Raw genomic sequence first — 25,856 nt, 5'->3', positions numbered from 1 at the left:
ATTCCATCCCGGCGGGTCACCCGGATTCACGGAGCATAGCGCAGGAGGTAGTCCTTCACCCGCACCTTGCGGGCCGTGTTCGCGGAGCTCATGTAGCGGACCGTTCCGAATACCGGCCTCTCCGGGCCCCAGGCATGGTCATAGCGCCCCAGGGTCCAGAAGATGCCGCTGTAGGAATTGGGATCCCGGCCATCCAGGGCATAGCGGTTGTTGAGCTCGATCATGATCCGCAGCGCTTCTTCGGGGGAGGAACTCCATTCGAGGATCTTCTTCCCCCAGAGCATCCGCAGGTAGTTGTGGATCGTGCCCTCGCGGAGGAGCTGGCGCTGGGCGGCGTTCCACAGGGGGTCGTGGGTCGCGGCGCCTTCGAACGCCGCCAGGTCGTAGACGTACTCGCGCGGATCCTGCCGGTGCCTCTCCAGGGTCGTCCGGGCCCAATCGGGGAGAGAGGCGTACGCATCGTAATCCTCCATGAACAGGCAGCCGTTGAACCCGAGTTCACGCCAGGTGACAAGCTGGTCGAGGAAGGCCTCGGCCGACTCGCTCATCCCCCACCAGCCTTGGCGGCTGCCTTTCGCGGTCAAACCCAGCCGGTCGAAAAACCACCCCTCCTTTTCCGCAAGGGTATGGAAAACCTCGTGGACCGACAGGTGGCCGAAGTGGAGATAGGGCGATAGGCCGCTCGTGGCTTCGATCTCGGGTTCGTTCCGCTCCGAGGCATACCGCTGAAGCCTCTCCAGAAGGAACCGGTCGAGCGAACTCCGGGCGGCCTCAACGCCCCCGCGCGTGTCGACCGGGCGGACGCCGTGGTCGATCGGGAGTGCTTCGAGCACACGGTCGTTCTTCAAAGACTCGAGGGTCCTCGGAGACCAGCGCCCCGTCGTGGTTCGGGGCAGGGCAAGTCTGCGGGCGGGCAGGCCGCCCAACGGATCGGCTGACGGCCGCTCGACCAGATGGACCGAGAGCGTCTTCTGGAGGAAGCGCCTGAAGGCATAGGCCGTCGGGAATGCCCGATCCGCCGCCCTTACAGGGAGAAGGCCGTTCGCATCGACCTTTTCCAGCCGGACATCCAACTGCCGGCCGGCGGCCGCCGTCATGCGGGGGATGAAAAAGGCGGGAAACTCGTCCGTCACAACCACCGCGGCCTCGGCGGCCAACGCGGCGAGAAGACCTTTGCCCGCACCCTCGGCCGGTTCGACATAAGGGTAGTAGAGCGCGCCGGTCCTATTGAAATACGCGGCGTTTGCAGCCATCCCGTCGAGGACGAACCGGTGCAGGCGGTCGGCGGCCCATGGATACCCCACCCGAAGCGCCTCCAGAATCAAGAGCGGCTTTTGAAGCTCATCGGCCCAGGCCCTGGCTCGATCCAGACTGAAATTCCAGACGGGGCGCCTAAAGGCCGTCATCCAGTAGAGGACGTAGCGCCGCTCCCGCCGAACCGGGGCCGCATTGACCGCCCTGATGCGCAGCCGGGGTACGTTGCAATGCTGCAGCCGCCCCTCCCTGTCCTGATCCTGGTCCTGAGGCATCCTATTTATCGCTCCTCAACAGGCGGCGGAAAACGCCTGTCTGCTGCGTTAAACTCATCCCGCGCAACGGCGGGGCATCTCTACGTGCACTCCATCCCATGGGATTTCGCAAGTCTTGCATCCGGCCGTCTCTCAACAGCCTGCTCAGAACGGTCTTTTCAACCTGCAGTCAAGGCTTGCGTCGCATCCATTCGGGAAAGAGCATCCGGCGCATCACCATTTCCAACCCCGAAATAAAGATATTTCTTCACACCCTCCGGGTGCTCAGTCCCACCGCGGCATTTTTTCCGATGACCTCGCCGCATCCTTTCAGACCCTGACGTAGCGGGCGTCCGTCAACCCGTCGAGCAGAAGGAACGAAAGGATCCGCACGGCAATGATGCCGCAATCCGAATCCTCCAGAAAGACCTTCAGCTGTGGATGGGCCTCGAGCAGGCGGCTGCGGATGTGCGCCTCTTCCGCCTCGCTTTCGGGGGGCTCGCAAACGCCCGCCACGGTCAGCGCCTGCACCTCATTGCGCCGGTTACGGCCATGCCGTTCCCGGGTGTCCACCAGGCAGCTCACCGATGGGTTTTCCATCAGATTCCGCCACTTGGTCGAGTTTTTGGCCGTCGTCATGTACATGTGGCGGCAGTCTTCATCGCAGACATACCCCATCAGGGAGCAGAGCGGCTTGCCGCCGGACTCTGTCGCCAGGACGCAAAGGTCGTGGTCCTGCAGCATCTTCTTCATGTTCTCGAGCGTCATCGATCCCTCCTGTATGCGCTGTGTCCTCTTCATCCCTTCCATCCTATGCCAAATCGGGGCCTTTGTGCAAAACCGAAATCGCAGGCACCCGAGGGCCAGCCGGGTGCAAGGCCCTCGGTTTTTGCTTCCCTATACGGGCGCTTCCTGCTATCAAATGGACTTGCGGGTCAACGGCTGCGCAGCCGGCGAGGATAAATCCCCCATCGAGAGCCGGGGCTCGACCGGGCTCACTGCTCCTTTTCACGTCAAGGGCCCAATCCGGCTCGTCCGCCATCCGATTCATCTCGAAGGCATTTTCGATGCGAGACGTTGATCCTGAAAGGATGAACCACTGGAAACCCGCGTTCACCCGCAGAAGCATCGAGCGCACCGAAACGATTTCAGACGGAGGAAGGGATTCATGGACAACGCGCGGATCAAGCTCGGCGTAAGCACCTGCCTTCTCGGCCAGGACGTCCGGTACGACGGCGGGCACAAACTCGACCGTTTCATCCGGGACACCCTCGGTCAGTACGTGGACTACGTCCCTGTCTGCCCGGAAGTGGAATGCGGCCTGGGGGTGCCGCGGGAAGCCATGCGGCTGGTAGGCGAACCTTCGGCGCCGCGACTGGTCACGATCCGAAGCGGACGGGACCTGACGGATCAGATGCTCCAATGGGCTGAAAAGCGCCTGGCCGAACTGGCCGGCGAGGGGCTTTGCGGCTTCATCTTCAAAAGCAATTCGCCCAGCTCCGGCATGGAGCGGGTGAAAGTATACACGGACAAAGGCATGCCGAACAAGGCCGGGCGGGGGATCTTCGCCGGGCTCTTCATGGATCGCTTCCCGCTGATTCCCGTGGAGGACGAGGGGCGCCTGCACGACCCGCGCTTGAGGGAGAATTTCATCGAGAGGATCTTCACCCTCAGGCGCTGGCGCGAGACGCTTGCCGGGAAAAAAGACCTCGGGCAACTGGTCCAGTTCCATACCCGGCACAAACTGCTGATCCTCTCCCACAGCGAAAAGCACTACCGGGAGATGGGAAAGCTCGTCGCCGAGGGCAAGACCCGGCCGGTCGAAGAACTTTACGCCTCCTATGAGACCCTTCTCATGACCGCCCTTGCCCTCAAGACGACGAACCGGAAGAACACGAACGTCCTGCAGCACATGCTCGGCTACTTCAAACGGGACCTTTCCGCCGACGAGAAGCAGGAAATGCTGATCCTGATCGATCAATACGCCCAGGGGCTGGTTCCCCTGATCGTCCCGATCACCCTGCTGAACCATTACGTTCGGAAATATCGACAGGGGTATCTCGCCGAGCAGGTCTATCTCAACCCCCACCCCACGGAGCTGAAGCTGCGGACGCATGTCTGAGCCCGGCCCCGCGGGGACGGATTCCGGCTCTACTCGTCCTCTCCGACGATCCCGTCGCGAAGCGCCTTCGGCGTGGGGACCGGGATCGGGAAACAGCGGTCCTTCTCAGGATGATACATCAGACGATAGGAGATCCCACGGTTCCCGTCCCGGTGCATGTGGTCCCAGCCCCGGACATAATAGGGGCAGGCATCGTTGAAGCAGATGTACATGTAGTCGTTGTCCCAGGTCTGGGCAAACGGGTTGTCGGGAACGAGCCACTTCTTCAGACGCTCCCCGCAGTGAGGGCAGCAGAGGGTCTCTTTGACCGCCTTTTTGCGCTCCTCGAGCCCTTCCTCACCCAATCTCCCGTGATAGGGCACGACCGGTTCAGGGCGCTTTGCCCGATCTGCACCGCCCTTCCGCTCGGCGTAGACGGCGTATACCGGATCGCTCGGAATCCCCATGTCCGCATACTTGTCATCCGAGGGACGCGGCCGGCCTTTTGAAAGAAACTCCTTCGGCTCGTCGAACACTCCGCTCCGCTCGAAGAACTCCTGCACGAGGATCACCCGCTCCTCCTCCCCGGATTCGCGCCAGATCTTGACCGCCTTCCGGGGAAACATCCGGTTGGAAAAGATCACCAAGAAGAGGCCGCCCGGCTTGAGGACACGTCCCACTTCCTTGAAGACCTCGAAAGGGTTGGTCATATAGTCTACGGAAACCGTGTTCAGGACGACATCGAAGGTTTCGTCCGCAAACGGAAGGTACGGGTCCGCATTCAGGTCGTGAAGAATCCTTTCGGTCAACGCGGGATTGCGGTCCAGTTCATTTCTGTTCAGCCCCAGCCCCACGACGCGCGCGGGACGGAGGGACGCCGGCAGATGCGAATCCCAGCCCGCCATGAGATCCAGGATGACCGGCGCCTCCTCCACCACCAGATCACCGATCACCTTCTCGACGCTATCGAGAGCCGTCCGATCCAGATGGCTGACAAATCGGTCCGTGCCGTAGAATACCTCGTCATTCGAATCATCCAGACGCGAAAAGGCCCCCGCAAGATTCACGGGACTCCACTCGAAACCCTTTTCCTGCAAAACGCTCTGCACCTCGTTCATTGCTTCACCTCCATAGAAAAAGCCGGCATCCATCACTTGGACCCGGCTCGTAGCCCCATCTCTGGGCGGGTTAGTATTTACTTCATTCGCTGTTTGATTCTATGATAAAGCAGCTTAACGGATTGTCAATCCGGTTGTGCGCCATTCCTGCACGGTCCATCTGGCCGTTTCACCGCAGGACCGGCCGAACGAAACCCACACAGCGGCGGCGGCCGCCTTCATCGGTCTGCATCTCGCGGGTCTTCCAAGGCATTCGCCGCAAGGGTCTCCCACCGGCTGCTCTTCGGCGACAACCGGTGCCCATCGGCGTTTTTTTTGAACCCGCCTTCCGGCAACCTTTTCCTGAAGGAGGCATCATGGACGATCGACCTGTACTGGTAACCGGCGCCACAGGCTACGTCGGCGGGAGGCTGGTCCCGCTGCTCCTCGAAGCGGGCCATCGCGTCCGGGTGGTAGGCCGGTCAGCCGCCAAACTTCGCTGCCGCCCCTGGGCGGCCCACCCGCTGCTCGAAATCGCCGAGGCCGACATGCTGGACGAGGCTGCGCTCACAACTGCCTGCAAAGGCTGCCGCGCGGCCTTCTACCTCGTCCACTCCATGAATCCGCGCAGCAAGGACTTCGACAGAACCGACCGGGAGGCCGCGGAGCACATGGCCCGCGCGGCCGCTGCTGGAGGGGTGGAGCGGATCATCTATCTCGGAGGGCTCGGCTCGAACCACCCCAGGGCAAGCAAACATCTGCGCTCCCGTGGTGAAGTGGCCCGCATCCTCCAGTCCGGCAAGGTCCCCGCCACCTTTCTGCGGGCCGCGGTCATCCTGGGGGCCGGGAGCGCCTCTTTCGAACTGATCCGCTATCTCGTCGAGCGACTGCCCGTGATGACCACCCCGCGCTGGGTCCGGAACCCCATTCAGCCGATCGCCATCAGCAATGTTCTCCAGTACCTGAAAGGCTGTCTGGAGCACGAGGAAACCCGCGCGAACACCTATGACATCGGTGGACCGGATGTGCTCACCTATCAGCGGCTGCTCGAGACATACGCCGAAGAGGCCGGCCTGCCGAGGCGCGTGATCATCCCCGTTCCGGTGCTGAGCCCCAGGCTGAGTTCGCACTGGCTCCACCTGGTGACTCCGGTTCCCATCTCGCTAGCCAAACCACTGGTCGAGGGGCTGTCCATCCCGGTGGTCTGCGAAGAAAATCGGATCCGGGAGATCATCCCCCAGCGTCTGCTCTCCTGCCGGGAGGCCATCCGGCACGCCCTGGAACAGACACGGAGCGGCAGAGGGATCCAGACCTGCTGGAGCGATGCCGGTCCGATTCGCATCCCCGAGTGGCTGGACTGCGGGGATGCCCCCTATGCCGGGGGGACCCTCTTCGAATGCGGATACCGGGTTGTCATCGAAGGGCGGGCCGAGGAGGTCTGGGAGCCGATCACCCGGATTGGAGGAGGAACAGGCTGGTATTTCGCCAACACCCTCTGGGCCCTGCGCGGCGCCATGGACCGGATGATCGGCGGGGTCGGACTGCGGCGTGGACGCCGTGACCCGCAAGAGATCCGATACGGAGACGCCCTCGATTTTTGGCGGGTGATCGGCCTCGATGAAGGCCGCCGTCTGCTCCTGCTGGCCGAGATGAAGCTTCCCGGTGAAGCGACCCTCGAGTTCAGGCTGCAGCCGATCGGGGAAGACCGGACCCTCCTCGAACAGTATTCACGGTTCCGACCCAAGGGCCTTTTCGGCATCCTTTACTGGTACGCCTTCTACCCGGCCCACCAGTGGCTCTACACGGGGATGCTCAAAGGGATCGCCAAGGCGACGCGCCGCCCGATCGCCCAGAATCCGCAGCAGTTTGCGCCCCGCCCTGCGAAAAACGCTTGCGCTTTGCAGTCGAAACCTTAGTTTGTTTCCATCCCGAAATGGTCTTTGAAGAGAAATTCTCATTTCCGGATGGACATCCCCTCTGTGAAGCATGGAGACCGGCCACCGCTCGACCTATCGACAGCGCAGGCGGCCGCGCAACTGCAAGACCCCTAAGACGTGGAGGCACCCATGGACCTGAAAGGCTATTTCGAAGACACCAAGGGGCGGGGCATTCTTGCCACCGTTGACTCGGATGGGCGAGTCGATCTCGCTGTCTACGCAAAACCCCACTTCATGGATGACGGATCCGTGGCCTTCATCATGGCCGACCGTCTGACGCACCACAACCTTCTTTCCAACCCCTACGCCGCTTACCTGTTCATGGAAGAAGGCCCGGGGTACAGAGGCAAGCGGCTGTTCCTGAAAAAACTCCGGGAGGAGCAGGACACGGAGTTGCTCTACAGCCTGCGAAGAAGAAAATACGCCGCCGAAGAGGAGCACGAAGAGGCTTCCCGGTTCCTGGTCTTCTTCGAGGTCGAAAAGATCCTCCCGCTCATCGGATCCGGGGAAAAGGCTTGACCCGTCTCCGCCGGCAGGTCACTTTCCTTCGCCAAAGGTAAGACTTCTACTTCTCGGAGCCAAGCGATCAGCCAGCAGGGCGGGCTGAGGCATCATCCTTCGCGCCCACCGGCCCGCATCGCTGCAAGGCGAAGCCGTTCGGGAACCGCCCAGTCTTTCAGCAATGGAATGGTCGCCGGCGGAACAAGGGCTTCCCATGTTTCGCCTGCGGCCATTCGGGCGCGGACCGCCTTGCCGCTCAAGCCTTTCTCCGCGGGCGGTTTCTCCCACAGGACATGGATCTTGAGTCCGAGCGCCTCGAAGCGTTCCTTTTTCCGTCTTCCCCAGGCATCGTAAATCGTCAGGAAAAAGGTCGCGGAGAGGGGTACGTAGTAGCGATAGAGTTCGGGCAGGTTGATCGGAAAGGGGACGATCGAGAATTCCTTCGGGCCCAGTCCTTCCTCCACAAGGGCATGTTTCAGCAGGATATAGCGCTCGAAATAGGTGAGCGGATTGGCCGAAGGCACGCTTCGTTCGGGGTCTGCGGCATCGAAGCCGGTCTGCTGTGGATCCGGGTTCGTGATGCCAACCACCAGATGACGTGTCAGGGCCTTACCCGCCATCAGATACCGCATGTGGTCCCGGTGCAGAACCTGGAACCGCCCATGGATGACGCCTGTCTCGATCAACCCGCCCCCAAAAAGAGGTCCATTATCTGCCGCACTGGGACCGCGGCGGACCCCGGAATATCATTTTCGTCGATCAGCGGTCGGGAATTCGACGCGAAAGGTCGTCCCGCCCGACTCACGGCACCCGGCTCCGTTCCGGACGAATCGGCAGGCGCTGATCCGCCCGGGACATTCATCCGCCTCTTTCGGAATGAAGCGGCAGCGTATAGACGCCATGTCGATCTCGAAGCCATAACGCTCGCCGAACACCTTCATGCGCAGGAGGTCGACGCCCTTTCCCCCGGCATTGAAATCGTAAGGCCTTTTGGACGAATAGGCCATCGTATCCCGCGTGGTGAAAAACCCCTCGAAGATCCGCCTCTGATTCTCGGCCGTGATCCCGACCCCTTCATCCTGGACCTCCAGGATGACACGGCCTTCTTTGCCCCTCACCCTGACGTGAACATACCCTTCATCCGGGGTGTTTTCGATCGCGTTCTTGACCAGCCCTTCGACGACCTTCTCCGCCACATCAGGCGGGAGCCAGACCGGCGAAACCGTCGCGATATCGGTGACCACATGGATCTCGCGATGAGGGAAAAGCCCTTCGATCTTTTCCAAAACGTCCGGAACGAAGGCATCCAGCCGAATCTCCTCCGGGACGCTCTCACGCGGTGCGAACAATGCGTCGATACGCCGCCGGATACGGACCACAGCAGGGCCTTCTCCAACCTCTTCGGCGATCAGCACCTCGAGTTCGTCGGCGCAGGCATCGAGAAGCGACACAAGGATGCCATAGTGGGGATAGGGCCTCTCCCGCATGATGTCCTCCACCTGATACTGGATCTCCATCAAGCGATCCAAATTACGGCGGGCGCGCTCGATGGTGTTCTGCCAGGAGCGGTCTGACAACTCGGCCAGTTTACGGGAAAGGATCGTGAGAGAAAGGAGCAGGACGGAAATCGGCGTCTTCAGCTCATGGGACAAGTGGTTGATCACCTTGTCCTTCGCCCGGTTCATGCTGCTCACTTCCATGTAGGCCCGGCGGATCTGATCGGCAAAACGCGCGTTTTCGATCGAAAGGCCCAAGGTGCCCGCCACGGTCATCAGCAATTCCACGTCCGTCTGATCGAATATGCCTTCCTGCTTGTTGAGCGCCAGGAGGACGCCGATGATGTGATCCCCGCTCCGCAAGGGCACCGCCAGGATATCGCGGGTCGTATAGCCGAGTTGTTGATCGACGAAGGAGGAGTAATTTTCGAACCGGGACGTGTCGGGGATGAGGAGCGGCTCACCGGTCCGGATGACCTGCGCCGCTACACCAGGGTTGTCCGCAGGATACCGGATCTCTTTCGCCTTCCGCTGGAGATCGCTGTCATCGTATGCCACCCCCAGAAAGAAAAGTTCGTTCTTCTCTTCATCCCTGAGGACGACGATGGCCCCCTGGGCATTGACCAGGACCCGAACCTCGCTGCTGATGTAGTCCAGAAGCCCTTCTAGGTCCGGGTGGGCATGGAGGCCCGTGCTGATGCGCAGCATGGCGGCGTTGTGCTGTGCGATGCGCTTCTCACGGGTCACATCCCGGATGATGATCAGCTCGCCTGCCGGAGTGCTGGCAAAGGCATCGTAAACAGCCGCGCGGATGACAACATCGAGCACACGCCCGCCCTTTGTCAGCCGCTTCGTCTCATGCCGCATCACTACCCGGTTTTCTATGAGCCGCCCGAGATATTCCTGCGTCTCGCCCACCAGGCCCTGCGGGATGTAGGGAATCCTTTGCCCGATCAACTCATCCGGCGTCCAGCCGAAGATCTCGGTGAAAGCCGAATTGACAAAGGTCACGCGGCCATCCAGTGTGAGCAGCGCCACCGCATAAGGAACAAACTCCAGAAAGGTCCTGTACCGCTTTTCCGTGCGGCGCAGTTCCTCCTGCGTGTGGCGCAGGTCCGCCAGCTCCTTCTCGAGCTCCCGGACACGCTCGGTCAATTCTTGATAGGTCGGCTGCTCCATGATCGGCATAGGTTCCCATCGGGTATAGATGACTTCGCTGCGGACGGATGCTATACTGCATCTTGTCAAGCCATGCCTCCCGTCTGATACAGACAGGCGCACACAGCCGCCGCAGGCGGTCGGGTTTCCGGGCATCCCTGCCCTCGATCTGCGGCGCGCGGGGCAATGCACGGGCGGAGCCTCTCGACGGCATCCGCCTGGACCACAGGTTCTTCCATCAGGACGCAGAACCCGCCCGGGCGGAATGGCGCTGGGCGGGTGCAAACGGCTGAAGACGCTTCTCTTTCTCCGTCAGAAACGATTTCGGCTATCCTGTTCGGCATTTACCGAGCGCGCCGGTCTCGAGTTCGGAGCTGAGGCCCCGCGCTCACAAAGCCAGGCCGTACTAGGGAAAGCCGGTAGCCGCTGAAGAGCGGCAACTTTCCATTCGAGAGCGGCGGTTTTTCTCGACAGACCTCGGCCGCTCCGCCGTGCGACCTCGGGAAAAGCCCCGGTCAAAGAGAATCGAACCTCGGGAACCACGCGCTCTGCGGGTCTTTCCGCGGACGAACCTGCAGACCAGCGCCTCGATCATCCGAAAAAGCCTTTTTGATATGACTGATATTTATACCCAACGCGGGCCTGCTTTTCAATCTCAAATCCGCCGCTGAGCCGCGCGATCCGGCCGCTTGCACCGCGCACAACAGGAAACGCCTCTTCGCCTGCCTGAAGGCGAAGCCCGTTTTCGTCGCTGGAAAGGGGGAACCTCATGGACCTCGAGACCAAAGTCCGACAACACCTCGAAACCGTTTACGGCACCTGCGTGTCGAATCTAACGATGAAGCGCCTCGGTAAAGGGGTGCACGGCACCGCATTCAAACTCGCCTTTGAAACGGACGGAAAGCAGCGGAATCTGATCCTCAAGACCCTGTTCCCGGCTGAATTCGGTCATGATCATTTTTCGGACCGGGCGCGGGTTCTGCTCCTCGCCTACGCGGACTACAACGACATGCCGCAGCATGTCGAGGCGATCGACGTCGTGGGCGACACTCCGGACCGGTTGATCTCCCTCAAGGATGCGCAAGAGTTCTTCATCTTCATGAAAACAGCCCCCGGCACATCGTATGTGGAGGATCTCGATGCCATCCTCCAGCGCCGTGCCCTGACCGAACAGGACAGGGAAAGGACCCGGGCATTGGCGCGGTTTCTGGCCAGGCTGCATCGACGTCGCTACCAGGGCCCGAACGCGCGATCCCTTTACCGCCGCAGGATCCGCGAACTGGTCGGCCATGGCGAGTGCATCATGGGCATCATCGACACCTACGACACGGTCCCGTTCGCCGGCTTCCAAGAGCTTTCCGCCTTTGCCCGAAAAGGCGTCTCCTGGTGGGGAAAGCTGCGGGACAGGGTCGAAAGGCTTTGCAATGTCCACGGAGACTACCACCCCGGAAACATCCGCTTCCACGGAGAGGGCTTCACCCTGCTGGACCGCTCGCGCGGGAGGTGGGGCGAGGCCGCCGATGACGTCAGCTGCCTGGCATCCAATTACATCTACTATGCCCTGAAGGACCGCGGATGCTTCGAGGGGCCTTTCGCCGAGCTTTGCCGAGTGTTCGTAGAAAACTACCTCGAACGGACCGGAGACCACGATCTGCTCGGCATGGTCCAGCCTTTCTTCGCCTTTCGCATCCTGGTCATCGCCAACCCGCGCTTCTATCCTGACGACACCCCCGACGTCAAACGAAAGCTCATCACCTTCGGGCTCAACGTGCTCGACTGCGGACGCTTCGATCTCGAAAAGGTGCCTGACTACTTGATATAGTGGTTTTACAAAATTGCGATGTCCCTCAATAACATGTGCAGAAATGTACGAAAAAGCATTCAACTGTAGTATGTGACAGTATCTCGAGCTCTCTTCTACGATGCCTCACAAATGGAGAAATGGTGAACAGTCGGGACGCGATCTAAAGGCATTACCCCAATAGTCTCCATCCGGAAAAATAGAAAGCCTCTGATCCCGGCATACGCCTTTCAGGCTGAGAGAAGACGAAGCCATTTGCGGACAAACTGAAAACGCACGGTAAAACCTGCCCCTGGTCCTTCTGTGGTAAGCCAGGGGCCGGTTTTATCAGTTTCGGCAGCAAAGGAATTTAGAAGGCTAGGGAAAAAGTCACCCCTCCGAAGAAAAAGTCCGAATCCTGGCTGTAACTTGCATCCGTAATCAGGTCATCCGCCTCGCTCGAGAGCGGGAAGGAGTAGGCGATCATGGGCGCGCAGCTGAAATAGTCGCCGAGCGGGATGGTCAAGCCCACGGAAACCAGCCCGTCATGAAGGCTGCGGTATTTCTCGTTCGGATTCCCCGCTTCGGAGAAATCGTCATCATCCGAAAAATAGTACCCGGCCGAGGCCCCGAGATCGAGGCTGATGTCCCGCGGGAGTTCGAACGAATGGGATATCCCGAGCTTCAAATACCAGGCCGGAACGTGCGCGATCTCCCGATAGATCGTCAGGGTTGGAGAGAGAAAGACATCCAGGCCGGCACTGGCATAAAGCTCCTGAGAGTCGTCCAAACCGTCGAGGGCATAGTAGATATACCCCGCCCCCAGGTTGACCGGGCCGACCGTCCGCTCGTAGCCGAATGTCAGATCGGTTTCGTTCCATTGGGCCTCGTTGCGATCATCCCCATAAACGTCCGTATCGATATTGCCCCAGAGGTTGAGGCTGAACCCCATGTACCCCACCGTCACCGACGGTTGAATCACCAGGCTGTCCTTGCTGAGTTCGTACCCCCGCCAGATGTATTGACTCATGAACGCCACGTCCGCCGAAGCGGTTGGGGCCGGTTCCTCTTCAGCCCAGGTTGGAACGGCCGCCGCAGACAGCAGGACGGCGAGAATGAACATTCTTTTCCCAAAACAGCTAAACATCTTCATGCAATTTCCTCCTTTTATCTTCCATGTTGCAGCGGCGCTCAGCCGCTGCGAAATCATCCCGGGAATTTTCTGGAAACCTAGGTTTGCCAGATCTGTGCCGATTGCGGGGAGAAGCGGGCATTTTTCTCAACTCATTAAATTTCCATTATTTATCAATCGTTGAAATCATTTTATCCTTCGGGAAGGATATACAAATTTGTACTAATAGCATATAAATGATACTTTTTTGTATTTTTTTTGAAAAAGGAATATTTGTTTGATTCGGACAGACTCTCCAACTCCATAGCGCGGGCAGGAAAAGCCTTTTCAACAGAAAATGTGGTGCAAGGCGCACCCAAGATGTTGACACCTAGGGTGGTCTTGAAATACGATCTCAAGGAAATCAGAGACAGGCAATGGAGTCTGCCTGAACCGCCCTGAACCGAGGGATGATGACTCCTGCTCCGGATGGGGCAGGAATATCTATATCACACCCTGAAAAAGCCCCATCGCGTCCATGACCGATGGGGCTTTTTTCGGTCCTTTGCCTCCAAAAGGGCAAAGGGCTTCTACAACGCCTTGGAAAGGAAATGACAATGGCTGTCAGCATCGCCCTGATCATCCTTCTCGGCCTCGGCGCGGATTACCTCCTGCGTCGAGTGAAACTCCCCGGGCTCGTGGGAATGCTCCTGGTGGGGGTCCTCGCCGGGCCTTATGTCCTCGACCTCATCAACCCGGAGATGATGAACGTATCCGGGGATTTCCGCAAAATCGCCCTGATCGTCATTTTGCTCCGGGCCGGTTTCGAACTGCGGCGGGACACCATGCACCGTGTCGGCAAAGCGGCCGTCACCATGAGCATGGTCCCGGCCCTTTTCGAGATCGCCGCCGTCACGTGGGTCGGCCCCATGCTCCTGCCCATCGCCCGCATCGAAGCGGCCATCCTGGGAACCATCCTGGCGGCCGTCTCGCCCGCCGTCGTAGTCCCGCTCATGATCGATTTCATGGACCGCGGCCGCGGAACCGGTAAGGGCATTCCGACGCTCCTCCTCGGGGCCTCCGCCATCGACGATGTCTTCGTGATCGTGCTCTTTACGATCGCCCTTGGCATGGCCGGCGGAGGGGAAGTCCACGTTTGGACCCAACTGGCCAAGATCCCGCTTTCCATCGGCCTCGGGATCCTACTGGGGGTCATCCCGGGGTTTTTTCTGCTGTGGCTCTTCCGCCGCTACGACTGGCGTCCGCCCAAGCGCACCCTCGTGGTCATGGGCACAGCCATCCTGCTGACCTGGATCGAAGGAGCCGTCGAACGATGGGTCCCTGCAGCGAGCCTTCTTGGGGTCATGGCGATCGGATTCATCATCCTCGAGAAATCGGAGTCGATCGCGCACATCATCTCTCAGAAACTCAAAAAGCTCTGGGTCTTCGCCGAACTGCTGCTCTTCGTGCTCGTCGGCGCCCAGGTCAACATCCAGGTGGCATGGAAGGCAGGCCTGGCCGGCATGGCGGTGATCCTGGCGGGCCTGTTCTTTCGAAGCATCGGCACCTATGTCTCCCTTTGCGGCACACCCCTGAACTGGAAAGAGCGGGCTTTCTGCGTCGTCGCTTATCTGCCGAAGGCCACGGTCCAGGCGGCCATCGGCGCGATTCCCCTGGCAGCCGGCGTGGCGGGAGGCGAGGTCATCCTTGCCGTGGCGGTCCTGTCTATCATCCTGACCGCCCCATTGGGGGCTATAGGGATCATGGTCATGGGCGAACGTGTCTTAGACCACGGCGCGCGGTCGAGTTACCGTTTCAAAGACCTGCGGGAGAAGCAGGGATTGGCCCGGGTCGGAGAGCGGGTCAGGGACAAGGGCTCCAGCGCCGTGTGGAAGGTTATCGAAGAAAGAGAGATCTGGGAACCGGCCTATGAAGAGCCAGGCGGACCAGGGAATGCCGGCGACCTGCCGGCCATCGTGCTGCGTTTCTGGCAGGAGCAGTCGGGCGGGAAACCCGGGACCGGCAAGACCCTGACGAAAACCTACACCGCCCAGGGCCCGGCATTCGGAGACGAGTGGGAGATCCTCTACGACTGGTGATCGAAGCGCCGGCGACGGATCGTTCCCCTGCCATGTGCGGAGGCAGAAGCCTGGATAGGGAATAAAGCGGCGTACCGGATGAAGAATGCCTTTTACAGGTGATTCAGCCGCAGCGGCCCGCGACAGTCGTTGGCCGGGGATTGATGGGGGGAACATTTTTCAACGGATGTCCATCCGGACTGGAAACGGTCTGTTTTATACATTCTGCTGGGCCATCAGTTCCCTGCGGTAATGGTCCAGGATAGTGGCCTTGGAGATCAGCCCGGCAAACCGCCCATCGCCGTGGACGACCGGCAGGCTCCAGACCCTTTCCTCATCGAAGAGCTGGAATACATGGCCGAGGTCATCGTCCAGGCTCACGGTGGGAACATCCCGCTGCATGACCTCTTCCACCAGCACGGAGTGGTAAAGATCCGGATGGAAAAGGAACTCTCGGACATCGTCCAGGTGGACCATTCCGAGGAAACGCCCGTTCTCTGGATCCTCTACAGGAAAGTAGTTCCGGCGCCCCTGTTCCACCCGCGCCACCAGGTCCTTCAGAAGCATCTCCGGGTGCAGAGGGACGCAATCGGTCTCAAGGAGTTCGGCGACATTCAGGTCCGAAAGGATCTTCCGATCCGACCCCGGCCGGATAAATTCGCCCGTCGCCACCAGGTCCCGGTGATAGACGGAGACAGGTTCGATATAGCTGCTGACAGATACACTCAGGACGGAGACCAGCACGACGGAAAGCAGAACTTCGTAGCCCCCCGTGATCTCGCTGATCAAAAAGATGCCGGTCATCGGCGCCTGCATGACGCTGCTGATCACGCCGGCCATGCCGAGCAGGGCGAAGTAGCTCTCACCGGCCCACTCGACCGAAGGCATCAGCCATACCAATGCACGCTGGTAAAACAGGCCGGTGAAGCAGCCGACGACCAGGCACGGCGCGAAGAGCCCCCCGGAACCGCCGCTTCCGAGGGTCAGGCCCGTTACCAGGATCTTGGCGGCGACCAGAAGTGCGACCATGCCTACGCCGGCTGAGATCTGCTGCCTGAGAATCTCCCGGATCACCTCATAGCCCTCGCCAAGGACGGCCGGAAGGAACATGCCGATGCCCCCCACCATGAGGCCGCCAAGGCCGGCGCGCATCCACCCGGCGGAAACCCACTTCGTGGACCAGGTGTGCACCGTCGAGACCATCCGCATAAGGCCGACCGAGCTTCCGGTCGTGAACAAGGCCAGGCCGATGCAGGCCACCAGATCCAAACCCGCCACCGGAAAGGCCTGGTGCTCGAAGGGGATCTGATTGCCCTGGAGCAGCCGGCTCACGGAGGTGCCGACCACCGATGCCATGGCGATCGGGATGAGATTCACCGGAGCCCACTCCCCCAGGATCACCTCCAGCGTGAAGGCGATGCCCGCGACAGGGGCATTGAAGATGGCGCCGATCGCAGCCGAGGCCCCGCAGCCCACAATGACCACCCGCTGCCGGTCCTTGAGTCCGAAAAAGGTCGCGATGTTGGAGCCGATGCTGCCGCCGCTGATCACCACCGGCCCCTCCGGACCGGCCGAACCCCCGCTGCCGATCGTCAGAAGAGCGGAAACCAGGCGCGAGAAGCTGGTTCTGAAAGGCAGCAACCCGCCCCTCCGGGACACGCTCTGGATGACATCGGGGACCCCGTGCCCGCCTTTTTCCCGCATCACATAGTTCAGAAAGATCCATGAAAGCATCGCCCCGGCGGCCGGGAAGAGCACCGCATAGATCTCTCCGCTCAAGGGCTTGACCCACCCAGCAAATGCATGGAGGGAACGGTTCAGCAGGACCGACAAAAGACCGCCGCAGACCCCCACCACGCAGGAGATCAGAACGAGTTGCAGACGTTCATCCAATCGCAGTAAAAGGCGGTGCATGACCTCACAATCCCTGCTCGGCCCGGGCGATATCCTTCAAAAAGGCCTCTTCTTCTCGGTAGTTCGGCAGCCCCTCCGTCAACGATGCGTCTCGAAGGCAGAAGCTCAAGCGGGACAGCAGACGGAGGTGGGTACGCGTTGCGGGGCTCAACATGAGCAACACCAGAAAGACCGGGACATGGTCCATCGCCCCGAAATCCACCGGCCGCTCCAAAAACGCCGCCGTCACAATGGCACGGTCACCGATCGAGGTCAGAGGTTCACGCGGGTGCGGAACGGCGACCCCTCGCCCGATGCCCGTGCTCGCCAACCGCTCTCTCTCCTCCAACAGCCCGACCAGCCCTTCGCGATCCACATCGGCTGAGAGCGGAACCAGCCCGGACATCTCGTTCAGGACTTCCTTGACCGTATTCCCTCGGACGTTGAAAAAGACGCCTCCCCGCCGCAGGGCGTCCGAAAGACATTCCGTCTCCAGGCTGCCCTCCAAGCAGGGCATGCCCGGATCCCGGCGCAGCGGCCACTGCCGGTTCCAGGCCCACCGTTCGAGTTCCTTCTGTCTGAAAACGAGGGCGCCGTCAGCCTCTCTAGCGGGTATCCGCCCTTGGCGTGCCCAGCGCTGAATCGTCATGGCGGAAATGCCGAGAAGCGACTCCGCCTCCTTCAAGTCAAGCTTCATGGGGACCTTCTCTGTCCTGTTTCTCCGATATCGGGTGTCAGACAGCCGGGGGGAAAGACTCTCCCACCGGCCAGATTTCGCATCCGGCAAAAAGGGCCCACACAGGAAAAATGAAACATTTCCGGAGGGCGGTCCGCAGACTACCGCTCCATTAGAAATGCAAACGGACACCGGGATGGGCGCAAAAACCTCTTTGCGGACGCAAATGGTTTAACATGCCAAGAACCCCGGCCAAAAACAAGGTTTTTCCTCGCCGGCGACCCGCTCAAACGGGCCGGCACGTCCAGATGCTCGACCGCCGGTCGTGGGAATCCGACCTCGCAGAAAAATCTTCTCCCCCGATCATGGGATACCCTTCCGCCGGCTGTTTTTCAGACGGCGGTCTTGTGCGCCTTACGATTCCCTTTCCTAACGCAGGCACACCCGCCGGACCTCCTGGAGGTCCGTGATGCCCTTGACGACCTTGCGGACGCCATTCTGCATCAGGGTCGTCATGCCTTCGCGGGCGGCCTGGGCATTCAGCGCATCGACCGGTGCACCCCGCCGGATGAGCTCCTTGATCGGATCCGTGCAAAGAAGCAGTTCGCAGATCGCTGTCCTCCCGCTGTACCCGCTCTGATTGCAGTGGGGGCATCCTCCACGGGTAAAGAGGTCCATGCTCTGCGAGGACTCCCCCAGACCGGACCAGCCATCGCCGTAGGACGCCTCGAGGGCGTCGTGGTAGCCGGGGTCCGGCCCGCACGGTCTTCTGCATCGCCGGCAGAGGCTCCTGACGAGGCGCTGCGCCAGAACGCCGAGAAGCGCATCGGCGAAATTACAGGGATCGAGGCCCATTTCGAGCAGCCGGACGACGGTCTCGGCGGCGCTGTTGGTATGCAGCGTGCTCAGAACGAGATGGCCCGTCAGAGACGCCTCGATGGCGATGGCGGCCGTTTCCCGGTCCCGCATCTCACCCACCATGATCACATCCGGATCCGCTCTCAGGAATGACCGGAGGGCGGCGGCGAAATCATACCCGATCCTGCGGTTGATCTGGACCTGGCGCAGCCCATCCTGGGTGATCTCGACCGGATCCTCCGCCGTCCAGATCTTTCGCTCCGTCCGGTTGATCTCAGCGAGCGCCGCATGGAGCGTGGTCGTTTTTCCGCTGCCCGTCGGGCCGACGACGAGGACCAGGCCATAGGGCTTCGAGATCAGCTCTTTGAAGCGTGTCTCGTCGCGCGCACTCATCTCGATCTTTTGGATGCTTTGCACCGCGTGCCGCGGAAGGATTCTGAGCACCACGTCTTCGATCAGCCCCCCGAGTGGGACCGTGACCACGCGCAGCTCGATATCCAACGAACCGAAGCGCTTGAACAAGATCTTGCCGTCCTGGGGGAGCCGGCGCTCCGAGATGTCCATATCGGCCATGATCTTGATCCTGGAAACCACCGCACGCTGATAACTGGCTGGAATGGTCTGGTAAACCCGGCAAACGCCGTCCACCCTGAAACGGACCAGGGTGCCGGCCTTCCCCGACCGCGGCTCGATGTGGATGTCGGAGGCGCGCTGTCGGCAGGCGTCCAGGATCATCCGGTTGACCAGTTGAACGATAAGGCTGTCCTGCTCGCTCGGCTCCTCCCTTTCCTCCTCGGGTTCCCCCGGCGCCGGCTCCAGGCCCTGGAGCAGCGCCTCGATCCCCGGGGCATCGACGGCCGCTCCATCCCGCCGCCTGCGCTCCAGTTGATCGATCAGACGCTGGATATCCTCGTCCAGCGCAACGGCGAAGGACAGAGGTTCGCCCGGAAAGATTCGCCTGACGGCATCCCTGGCCTGGAGATCGGCAGGATCGCGCATGGCGACCAGAACGGCGCTTTTTTCGGGGTTTTTCCAAACCGGGATCATCCCGTTCTTTCGCAGGAAAGCGGTCTTCACGCCGGAAAGCCGGCCGGCGGGAAAGTGCAACTCCTCGCTGAAGGCCAGATAAGGCATCCGGTAACACCTCGCCAGGGCGAGGCCAAGATCCTGCTTCGACAAGTGAAATTCATCCAGCAGGATGCTCTCTACGGACCGGCCGGCCGATCTGGCACGGCTTTCGGCATCCTTCAGATCCAGGAGGCTCAGGAGCCCTGTCCCGAGCAGTCCGGCAAATCGCGAATCGAACCCATCATCAGAACGGGCGTCCCGTTCCGCGGAGCCGCTTCGCAAGCGGTTTTCCTCTTCAGATGTCACCATTTTCGTCTCCGGCTGCTTCCGGAAGGCTCTGCTCAGCGGGGGGCGCCGCGGAAGATTCATGGCAGCACAACGGGGGAGTCCGTGGGAACGGTGGTCAAAAGCTGTCTGTGCGGATGATTTTAAGGAATTTATGGGCGCTGGCAAGGGAATTGTTTGCCTCGGCGCGACAAATCCTTTATACCATCTTCATCCGAAAACAGCCTTGGGGACGTGGGGCTGCGCAGCCGCCGGCGGCAAAGCAACTGCAACCCGCCATCGGTGGAAGGGCGGCCGGATTCCAGATCCCCGCGTGCTCGTGAATCGACATCGCCTGACGGAGGCCATCCGGTGATGCGCCCCTAGAAAGAAGGGATCATGCTGTTCGACACCCACGCACATTTGGATATGGAGGCATTTGCGGACGATCTCGAGGAGGTCATGCAACGCGCCCGCGAGGCGCAGGTGGAGTCCGTTCTGACGGTGGGGATCGACTTCGGGAGTTCGAGCCGCGCGATCGCGATCGCCCAAGAACACGATCGGACCTATGCGGCTGTTGGTTATCACCCGCACAACGCTGCAGAGTGCACGCCGAACGACCTGGAGCGGCTGGCGGCCCTTTCCGCCGCGCCGGAAGTCGTCGCCTGGGGGGAAATCGGGCTCGACTACTACCGCGGTTACTGTCCGGCGGAGACCCAAAAGCCCTTGTTTACACGTCAGATCGAGATGGCTGCCGACCTCGCCCTCCCGGTGATCATTCACGACCGGGAGGCCCACATGGACGTCCTCGAAGCGGTCCGAAGGACGGGCCTTCGAAAGCGGCGCGGCGTCATTCACTGTTTTTCGGGGGATCTCGACCTGGCGCACACCTTCATCGATCTGGGTTTTTACATCTCCATCCCCGGAACCGTGACGTTTCCAAAGGCGACCCAAGTCCGGGAAGTGGCCCGAGGCATCCCGCTCGAAGCCCTGCTGATCGAAACCGACGCCCCGTACCTCGCCCCCGTGCCCAAACGCGGCAAACGCAACGAACCGGCCTTCGTCCGTTACACAGCCGGCGAAATCGCCTCCCTGCGGGGCCTCCGCGAAGAGGAAATCGCCAGGGTGACAACGGAAAATGCCTGCCGTCTTTTCGGGATCGATCAGACGCCATGACCCGAGCCTGCCGGATCAGCATCCGTAACCCCCTGACCCTTGCCTCCGCCTCACCTCGCCGTAGGCGGCTGCTTCAGCAGATCAAGCTGCCCTTCGAGGTCGTTCCCAGCCTTGCGGAAGAAAGCCGTCTGCACGCAGACCCGGAATCGTTGGTCCAGCGGCTCGCCGCTGAAAAGGCCGGGGAGGTCTTCAGCCGCCTGACAAACCGCTGGACCCTCGGGGCCGACACCATCGTCGTCATCGACCGGGAGATACTCGGGAAGCCGGCCGATGCCGATGACGCCGTGAACATGCTCCGCCGGCTCAGCGGAAAGGAGCACCGTGTCATCACCGGCTTCTGTGTCCTGAGCCCTGAAGGCGAAGCGATCCACAGCGAGGCGGTGACGACGCTCGTCCGTTTCAAAGCCCTGTCAGAGGATGAGATCAGAGGATACACGGCTACCGGCGAGCCGCTGGGAAAGGCCGGGGCCTATGCCATCCAGGGGGTGGGCGCATTTCTGGTCATGGGGGTCACCGGTTCCTACACCAACGTGGTCGGGCTGCCGGTCTGCGCCTTGGTCAACGCCTTGCTCAGGATCGGCGCGCTGGAGACATTCCCTCTGCCGGAATGAAGGGTTTGCCGGTGCGGTGTCGGCGTCGGATCTCAGCCAGGATGACCCCTCCGGCCACGGACACGTTCAAGGATTCCATCAGGCCCGAACCTGGGATCGCAACCAGCTGGTCGCAGGATTTTCGGATCCCCGGGCTGAGCCCTTTTTCTTCGTTCCCCAGAATCAGCACGGTCGGCCGCCGCCAGTCGAAGTCATAAATGGACACGCTGCTCTCCCCTGCAGTTCCCACCGCCCAATACCCCATCGCCTTCAACTGCCGCAGGCTGCGGACGAGGTTGACGACCTGGACGACGGGAAGCACCGCGCAGGCGCCCGAAGCCCGTTTGAGCACGCGCGGTGAAATCCCGGCAGAGCGATCCCTCGGGAGGATCATCCCCTGGGCTCCGAAAAAGGCCGAGGTGCGGACTAAGGCCCCCAGGTTCCCCTCATCGGTGACGTGGTCCAGCGCCACGAAAAGGGCCTCCTCCGCCCGATCGAGGGCTCTGCGGGCCGTTTCCTCCAAATCCGCGTAGGCAAAGGCCGCTGCAACCGCCGCCACACCCTGGTGCGCCACGTCGGGGAAACGTCCGGCAAAGACCGCCGGCGGTTTTTCCAGGACCGGAACCCCCATCCCGGCAGCCAGTTTTACCAGTTCACGCAGACGGGGGGACAGCTTCCCTCCCGCCACCCAGACCTCCTTCAGCGCGGCGCTCCCGCGCAGCAGGGCCTCCCTGACCGCATGGAACCCCGGGATCAGCACGTCCCCGGCGTTTTCAGGCCTTCCGGACAAGCCCATCCTCACCCCTCCGTTCCAGGCCCCGTATCCTTCACCAACTCGGACACGGGTGCGAAAGACTCAGGAAAAGCACGCCGCACAGACATCTCCCGGCGCGCAGTCCGGCATCGCGCCGCGAGGATGATCGCCTCGGCCTCTTTGACCGCATCCTCCAGAAGGTGGTTGACGATGATGTAATCGTACTCGAGGCTGTGATGGATTTCCCCGGCTGCAGCCCGGAGACGCCGCTCGACGGCCGATTCGCTATCCGTGCCACGGCTGCGAAGCCTCTCGGCCAGGGTGGCGATGGAAGGCGGCACGATGTAGATCGAAACGCTCTCCGGGAAGCGGCGGCGGATGCTGCGGGCGCCCTTGACGTCCACATCCATGACCACATCGAGCCCCTTGGCGGTCTGCTCCTCGAGGGTCATGAAGGATGTTCCGTACAAGGCATCATAGACCGGGGCCCACTCGACGAAGGCCCCCTGCCCGATCATCCGCTCGAAGGTCACCCGATCTACAAAATAATAGTGGACGCCCTCCCGTTCCTCTTTTCGCGGCGGCCTGCTCGTGTGGGAAACCGCGTACCCGAGGCCTGCGACCCGTTTGCGCAGTTCTCCGATGATGGTCGACTTGCCCCCGCCCGAGGGAGCCGAGAAAATGAAAATCTGTCCCGGCGGCATTACTCTTCCAGATCTTCCTTCGCCAAGGTGCCGTTCGGGTTGAAGCGCTGCGCGATCGTCTCGGACTGGATCGCCGAAAGGATCACGTGGTTGCTGTCGGTGATGATGACAGAGCGGGTGCGCCGCCCCTGCGTGGCGTCGATGAGGCGCTTTTCCTCGCGCGCCTCGTCACGCAGGCGCTTGATGGGAGCCGCATTCGGCGAGATGATCGCGATCACGCGCCGCGACACCACCGAATTCCCGAAACCGATATTGACCAGCTTTGTGCTCATCCTTGCCTGCTCCTTGTCATTCCACGTTTTGAACCTGTTCCCGGATCTTTTCGAGCTCTGATTTCATCTCCACCACTATCCGGGAAATCCCGGAATCAGAGGCCTTCGCGCTCAGCGTGTTGACCTCCCGATGCATCTCCTGCAGCAGAAAATCCAGCCGCCGCCCAACGGCCTCATCAGCCCCGAGATACGTCCTGAACTGATCGAGGTGGCTTCGCAGGCGCACCAATTCTTCCGTGATATCCGCTCTTTCGGCGAAAAGGGCCACCTCCTGCGCCAGCCGCTCCTCGTCGAGTTCCATCTCACCCAGGACCTTGCCGATGTGGTCCTTCAGGCGCCGACGGTAAAATTCCGCCACCTGCGGTGCACTCTCCGCTACCTGCACGGCGTATTTTGAAAGCAGATCCAGGCGAGCGTTGAAATCCGCCTCCATGGCCGCCCCCTCCCGCACGCGCATGGTCTCGAAAGCGGCGACCGCCTGCTCGAGGGCCTCGCCGGCGCAGTCCTCAATTGCCTTTTCATCCATTTCTTCCGGTTTGCGCACGATCACATCACTCAACAGACAAAACCGATCCATCCGTATGTCGCGCGGCATGCCGAACTCTTCGGAGAGGCGGTCGAATACGGCCAGATAAGCTTTGACCACGGGCTCGTTCAGCTCCAGGCGGCCCGGCCGCTCCTCCCCGTTGGCGATCGACTGAACCGCCACTTCCACCCGGCCGCGCTGGATAAACCCGCCGAGCCTGTTGCGGACGCCCTCCTCAAGGAATTGAAGCGATTTCGGTAACTTTACAACAATATCGCGATAGCGGTTGTTCACAGACCGCATCTCCACCACGAGCTGCATATCACCCCCGGTGAATTCCCCGCGGCCGAAGGCCGTCATGCTTCTAATCACTGTCTTTCTCCCCCCTCAGCTGCTCCCTGTATTTGCAGCGCAGCGCATTCAACCATTCAATCATCACCGGGCCGGCGTAATCCGGGTAGCTCCACTCCAAAGGACGAAAGCTTCCTTTCTGGAAGATCAGTGTCAAGTCGGCATAGATCCCTTGCGAAAGGTAGACACGATGGGTGAAATTTTTTCCGGTGGCCAGGACCAGCCGCTCCACGGATAAGATGCCGGGGTCGATGTTGACCAGGCGGCGGCCATCAGCGCCAGCCGATTCCGCTTCCAGGGCATTGGTCGCCATCTTGGCGGCCACCAGCTCCGTTGTCTGGATCAGACGTTCGAAAGAGGCATACCGGCGGTGCAGCGGCCATCCCATCTCCGCCGAATAATAGGTGGAACGATCGAAGAATCCCCGGGGCCCTAGGTCATCGATCGGCCCGAAAAGCCGCGACAGACGCTCAAGCACCTCTTCCAGGAAAGGCTCGCGGGCCGAAAACAGGCTCACGATCAGTTTGACAGGCGGTGGGGGGCTGGGGCGGCTCACAGATCATCCCGCCTCGGAGCGCAGGGATTTCATGTCCGCGACGGCCCTTTTCAGGTCCTCCGCACGCACCGTGGAAGTCCCCACTTCGCCGACCACGATCCCCGCGGCGTAATTGGCAAGCATCGCCCCTTCGCGGAGATCCAGACCGGCAGCCATAGCGAGGGCCAGCGTGCTGATGACCGTATCCCCGGCGCCCGTGACGTCGAAGACCTGTTTCGCCACGGTTCCGATATGGCTGACACGGCCCTCCTGCTCAAAGAGGGTCATGCCGTCCTTACCCTGGGTGATCAAAACAGAACGGCACTGCAGCTCCTGCAGCATCCGCCGCCCGGCTGCAAGGAGCGTCTCGTCGTCCGTAACGGCGAAACCGCAGTAGGCGCCGGCCTCGTGGTGGTTGGGCGTGATGACGTCCACCCCCTGATAGTACTCGAAGTTCCCGGTCTTCGGGTCGACGGCGATCCTCACGCCGTTGGTCCTGCCCGAATCAACCAGTTCCCGCAGCCCTGTCATCAGTCCGGCCGATACGACCCCCTTCCCGTAATCCGAAACGACAATCGCATCGAGCGAGTCGAGGGAGGTTTCGATATAGTCCAGGATAGTCTTCGCGCTTTGATCGGTGATGGCGCCCTTGCTCTCCCGATCGAAGCGGACGACCTGCTGGCTGTGGGCAACGATGCGCGTCTTGAGACTCGTCGGGCGTCCGGCCTCGACGATCACCCCATCGGTTGGAACCTCCAGGGCACGGAGCTTCTCCAGAACCTCCCGGCCGGCATGGTCCTCGCCCACCACCCCGCACAGGACCGCCGTGGCCCCCAGCGTAGACATATTGTGCACGACATTGGCAGCGCCGCCCAACATCCGCGTCTCCTCCCGCACCTCGACAACCGGCACGGGTGCTTCGGGAGATATCCGGGTCACCTGGCCCCAGATGTATTGATCCATGATGATGTCGCCCACGACGAGGACCCTGGCATCTTTGAACCGATCCACGGCATCCTGGAGCATCTTTTCGAAGTGGCGCCCGCTCAGGGTCTTGAGGATGTTTTTCAACACGGCTTTCTGCTCCTGAATCTATTCGTTTCCAATCCGGAAAGGGGCTTTCTTGCCGATCTCGGCGTCCATCTTGACCTTTGCCTGCGCGGCGACCGACAGGTTGTTTCAGTACAAACGATTGGTTTTCTTTACCTTAACAAAGTATTTCCCATCCGGAAATGATTTCCAAATGGACAAGATCCAAATGTTTGCGGATACGAAAATTGTTATAAATATCATCGAATTCCCCTTTTTGTCCAGCCTTTTCAAACTTCGGGACCTGGCAGGGCGCAGGGCTGGCGGAAAACGGGTGCATCCGCGGCGAAGCGAGATCAGAAAAATACTTCGTGGACCCATGGCGAGTTGGAA

The 25,856-nt window shown here is 61.0% G+C and carries 22 protein-coding genes and 1 riboswitch; of the genes, 7 read left to right on the top strand and 15 right to left on the bottom strand.

The features are described 5' to 3' along the window. Nucleotides 1-26: 26 nt before the first annotated feature. Together H567_RS0102525 and H567_RS22685 are read right to left on the bottom strand one after the other, a co-directional pair. The gene (locus H567_RS0102525; RefSeq protein WP_051184415.1) at nt 27-1,529 is read right to left on the bottom strand and encodes a cryptochrome/DNA photolyase family protein; all 1,503 of its coding nucleotides are present in this window, start codon (nt 1,527-1,529) and stop codon (nt 27-29) included. Between the two features lie 309 nt (nt 1,530-1,838). Then, on the bottom strand, nt 1,839-2,309 hold the full coding sequence (locus H567_RS22685) for a pyridoxamine 5'-phosphate oxidase family protein (protein ID WP_161626548.1): 471 nt from the start codon (nt 2,307-2,309) through the stop codon (nt 1,839-1,841). A 367-nt stretch (nt 2,310-2,676) separates the two neighbouring features. On the opposite strand from H567_RS22685, the gene H567_RS0102510 reads away from it, so the two are divergent. Further along, nucleotides 2,677-3,630 carry a YbgA family protein gene (locus H567_RS0102510; protein WP_028320184.1) on the top strand — a complete coding sequence of 318 codons (954 nt, stop codon included), beginning with the start codon at nt 2,677-2,679 and terminating at the stop codon, nt 3,628-3,630. Nucleotides 3,631-3,659: 29 nt separating this feature from the next. On the opposite strand, the gene H567_RS22675 is transcribed toward H567_RS0102510, so the two are convergent. Then, complete coding sequence (locus H567_RS22675; RefSeq protein ID WP_084516842.1) at nt 3,660-4,727, bottom strand: class I SAM-dependent methyltransferase; 1,068 nt, start codon at nt 4,725-4,727, stop codon at nt 3,660-3,662. A gap of 356 nt (nt 4,728-5,083) precedes the next feature. Between H567_RS22675 and H567_RS0102495 the strand changes: the two genes are divergently transcribed. Both H567_RS0102495 and H567_RS0102490 read left to right on the top strand, forming a co-directional pair. Then, a complete protein-coding gene (locus tag H567_RS0102495; RefSeq protein ID WP_028320183.1) occupies nt 5,084-6,622 on the top strand; it encodes an SDR family oxidoreductase in 1,539 nt (512 codons plus the stop codon). A 150-nt stretch (nt 6,623-6,772) separates the two neighbouring features. Next, nucleotides 6,773-7,162 carry a pyridoxamine 5'-phosphate oxidase family protein gene (locus H567_RS0102490; protein ID WP_028320182.1) on the top strand — a complete coding sequence of 130 codons (390 nt, stop codon included), beginning with the start codon at nt 6,773-6,775 and terminating at the stop codon, nt 7,160-7,162. Between the two features lie 92 nt (nt 7,163-7,254). On the opposite strand, the gene H567_RS0102485 is transcribed toward H567_RS0102490, so the two are convergent. Then, entirely contained in the window at nt 7,255-7,776 is a 522-nt protein-coding gene (locus H567_RS0102485; RefSeq protein ID WP_435051118.1) for a nicotinate-nucleotide adenylyltransferase, read from the bottom strand. Between the two features lie 114 nt (nt 7,777-7,890). Next, nucleotides 7,891-9,888, bottom strand: a complete 1,998-nt coding sequence (locus H567_RS22670; protein WP_161626547.1) for a PAS domain S-box protein — start codon at nt 9,886-9,888, stop codon at nt 7,891-7,893. 679 nt (nt 9,889-10,567) lie between these two features. On the opposite strand from H567_RS22670, the gene H567_RS22665 reads away from it, so the two are divergent. Continuing rightward, complete coding sequence (locus H567_RS22665; RefSeq protein ID WP_035253226.1) at nt 10,568-11,620, top strand: phosphotransferase family protein; 1,053 nt, start codon at nt 10,568-10,570, stop codon at nt 11,618-11,620. A gap of 328 nt (nt 11,621-11,948) precedes the next feature. On the opposite strand, the gene H567_RS0102465 is transcribed toward H567_RS22665, so the two are convergent. Next, a complete protein-coding gene (locus tag H567_RS0102465; protein ID WP_028320179.1) occupies nt 11,949-12,731 on the bottom strand; it encodes a TorF family putative porin in 783 nt (260 codons plus the stop codon). A gap of 382 nt (nt 12,732-13,113) precedes the next feature. Continuing rightward, nucleotides 13,114-13,179, top strand: a riboswitch (Fluoride riboswitch). A 127-nt stretch (nt 13,180-13,306) separates the two neighbouring features. Between H567_RS0102465 and H567_RS0102455 the strand changes: the two genes are divergently transcribed. Then, nucleotides 13,307-14,788 carry a cation:proton antiporter gene (locus H567_RS0102455; RefSeq protein WP_028320178.1) on the top strand — a complete coding sequence of 494 codons (1,482 nt, stop codon included), beginning with the start codon at nt 13,307-13,309 and terminating at the stop codon, nt 14,786-14,788. 195 nt (nt 14,789-14,983) lie between these two features. On the opposite strand, the gene H567_RS0102450 is transcribed toward H567_RS0102455, so the two are convergent. From H567_RS0102450 to H567_RS0102440, 3 genes are all read right to left on the bottom strand, one after another. Continuing rightward, nucleotides 14,984-16,681, bottom strand: coding sequence for a chloride channel protein (locus tag H567_RS0102450; protein ID WP_028320177.1), 1,698 nt, complete (start codon nt 16,679-16,681; stop codon nt 14,984-14,986). A gap of 4 nt (nt 16,682-16,685) precedes the next feature. Then, nucleotides 16,686-17,357: a PTS sugar transporter subunit IIA gene (locus tag H567_RS26835; protein ID WP_051184412.1), complete on the bottom strand. Its 672-nt coding sequence runs from the start codon at nt 17,355-17,357 to the stop codon at nt 16,686-16,688. 408 nt (nt 17,358-17,765) lie between these two features. Continuing rightward, nucleotides 17,766-19,571 carry a GspE/PulE family protein gene (locus H567_RS0102440; RefSeq protein ID WP_161626544.1) on the bottom strand — a complete coding sequence of 602 codons (1,806 nt, stop codon included), beginning with the start codon at nt 19,569-19,571 and terminating at the stop codon, nt 17,766-17,768. Nucleotides 19,572-19,925: 354 nt separating this feature from the next. Here H567_RS0102440 and H567_RS0102435 point away from each other — a divergent pair, with 354 nt between their 5' ends. Together H567_RS0102435 and H567_RS0102430 are read left to right on the top strand one after the other, a co-directional pair. Further along, entirely contained in the window at nt 19,926-20,702 is a 777-nt protein-coding gene (locus H567_RS0102435) for a TatD family hydrolase (protein ID WP_035253225.1), read from the top strand. Next, nucleotides 20,699-21,313 carry a Maf family protein gene (locus H567_RS0102430; RefSeq protein WP_051184410.1) on the top strand — a complete coding sequence of 205 codons (615 nt, stop codon included), beginning with the start codon at nt 20,699-20,701 and terminating at the stop codon, nt 21,311-21,313. Before H567_RS0102435 ends, H567_RS0102430 begins: the two co-directional genes overlap by 4 nt. On the opposite strand, the gene rlmB is transcribed toward H567_RS0102430, so the two are convergent. From rlmB to rfaE1, 6 genes are read right to left on the bottom strand one after another with little or no spacing between them, the layout of a single operon-like run. Next, nucleotides 21,273-22,088 (bottom strand): 23S rRNA (guanosine(2251)-2'-O)-methyltransferase RlmB, encoded by an 816-nt coding sequence (gene rlmB / locus H567_RS22655; RefSeq protein WP_051184409.1) that lies wholly within the window; start codon nt 22,086-22,088, stop codon nt 21,273-21,275. The two genes, H567_RS0102430 and rlmB, sit on opposite strands and share 41 nt — an antisense overlap. Before the next feature lie 2 nt (nt 22,089-22,090). Beyond that, a complete protein-coding gene (gene gmk / locus H567_RS22650) occupies nt 22,091-22,750 on the bottom strand; it encodes a guanylate kinase (protein ID WP_035253223.1) in 660 nt (219 codons plus the stop codon). Further along, nucleotides 22,750-23,022 carry a DUF370 domain-containing protein gene (locus tag H567_RS22645; protein ID WP_035253221.1) on the bottom strand — a complete coding sequence of 91 codons (273 nt, stop codon included), beginning with the start codon at nt 23,020-23,022 and terminating at the stop codon, nt 22,750-22,752. The genes gmk and H567_RS22645 overlap by 1 nt, the downstream gene beginning before the upstream one ends. A gap of 16 nt (nt 23,023-23,038) precedes the next feature. Beyond that, nucleotides 23,039-23,920, bottom strand: coding sequence for a YicC/YloC family endoribonuclease (locus H567_RS0102410; protein ID WP_028320173.1), 882 nt, complete (start codon nt 23,918-23,920; stop codon nt 23,039-23,041). Then, nucleotides 23,913-24,455, bottom strand: a complete 543-nt coding sequence (locus H567_RS0102405) for a DUF4416 family protein (RefSeq protein WP_028320172.1) — start codon at nt 24,453-24,455, stop codon at nt 23,913-23,915. Before H567_RS0102405 ends, H567_RS0102410 begins: the two co-directional genes overlap by 8 nt. Nucleotides 24,456-24,458: 3 nt before the next feature. Next, nucleotides 24,459-25,508, bottom strand: coding sequence for a D-glycero-beta-D-manno-heptose-7-phosphate kinase (rfaE1, locus tag H567_RS22640; RefSeq protein WP_244155407.1), 1,050 nt, complete (start codon nt 25,506-25,508; stop codon nt 24,459-24,461). Nucleotides 25,509-25,856: the final 348 nt, after the last annotated feature.

This window comes from Desulfatiglans anilini DSM 4660 (genome assembly GCF_000422285.1).
Classification (GTDB): Bacteria; Desulfobacterota; DSM-4660; order Desulfatiglandales; family Desulfatiglandaceae; genus Desulfatiglans; species Desulfatiglans anilini.
The sequence above is the reverse complement of the archived record's forward strand: the minus strand, read 5'-3'. Positions and strand labels throughout refer to the sequence as shown.

What these genes read in the sequence shown, in the direction of transcription:
- H567_RS0102525 (WP_051184415.1), bottom strand. Translation starts at nt 1,529, where the DNA reads ATGCCTCAGGACCAGGATCAGGACAGGGAGGGGCGGCTGCAGCATTGC.
- H567_RS22685 (WP_161626548.1), bottom strand. Translation starts at nt 2,309, where the DNA reads ATGAAGAGGACACAGCGCATACAGGAGGGATCGATGACGCTCGAGAAC.
- H567_RS0102510 (WP_028320184.1), top strand. Translation starts at nt 2,677, where the DNA reads ATGGACAACGCGCGGATCAAGCTCGGCGTAAGCACCTGCCTTCTCGGC.
- H567_RS22675 (WP_084516842.1), bottom strand. Translation starts at nt 4,727, where the DNA reads ATGAACGAGGTGCAGAGCGTTTTGCAGGAAAAGGGTTTCGAGTGGAGT.
- H567_RS0102495 (WP_028320183.1), top strand. Translation starts at nt 5,084, where the DNA reads ATGGACGATCGACCTGTACTGGTAACCGGCGCCACAGGCTACGTCGGC.
- H567_RS0102490 (WP_028320182.1), top strand. Translation starts at nt 6,773, where the DNA reads ATGGACCTGAAAGGCTATTTCGAAGACACCAAGGGGCGGGGCATTCTT.
- H567_RS0102485 (WP_435051118.1), bottom strand. Translation starts at nt 7,776, where the DNA reads ATGCGGTATCTGATGGCGGGTAAGGCCCTGACACGTCATCTGGTGGTT.
- H567_RS22665 (WP_035253226.1), top strand. Translation starts at nt 10,568, where the DNA reads ATGGACCTCGAGACCAAAGTCCGACAACACCTCGAAACCGTTTACGGC.
- H567_RS0102465 (WP_028320179.1), bottom strand. Translation starts at nt 12,731, where the DNA reads ATGAAGATGTTTAGCTGTTTTGGGAAAAGAATGTTCATTCTCGCCGTC.
- H567_RS0102455 (WP_028320178.1), top strand. Translation starts at nt 13,307, where the DNA reads ATGGCTGTCAGCATCGCCCTGATCATCCTTCTCGGCCTCGGCGCGGAT.
- H567_RS0102450 (WP_028320177.1), bottom strand. Translation starts at nt 16,681, where the DNA reads ATGCACCGCCTTTTACTGCGATTGGATGAACGTCTGCAACTCGTTCTG.
- H567_RS26835 (WP_051184412.1), bottom strand. Translation starts at nt 17,357, where the DNA reads ATGAAGCTTGACTTGAAGGAGGCGGAGTCGCTTCTCGGCATTTCCGCC.
- H567_RS0102440 (WP_161626544.1), bottom strand. Translation starts at nt 19,571, where the DNA reads ATGGTGACATCTGAAGAGGAAAACCGCTTGCGAAGCGGCTCCGCGGAA.
- H567_RS0102435 (WP_035253225.1), top strand. Translation starts at nt 19,926, where the DNA reads ATGCTGTTCGACACCCACGCACATTTGGATATGGAGGCATTTGCGGAC.
- H567_RS0102430 (WP_051184410.1), top strand. Translation starts at nt 20,699, where the DNA reads ATGACCCGAGCCTGCCGGATCAGCATCCGTAACCCCCTGACCCTTGCC.
- rlmB (WP_051184409.1), bottom strand. Translation starts at nt 22,088, where the DNA reads ATGGGCTTGTCCGGAAGGCCTGAAAACGCCGGGGACGTGCTGATCCCG.
- gmk (WP_035253223.1), bottom strand. Translation starts at nt 22,750, where the DNA reads ATGCCGCCGGGACAGATTTTCATTTTCTCGGCTCCCTCGGGCGGGGGC.
- H567_RS22645 (WP_035253221.1), bottom strand. Translation starts at nt 23,022, where the DNA reads ATGAGCACAAAGCTGGTCAATATCGGTTTCGGGAATTCGGTGGTGTCG.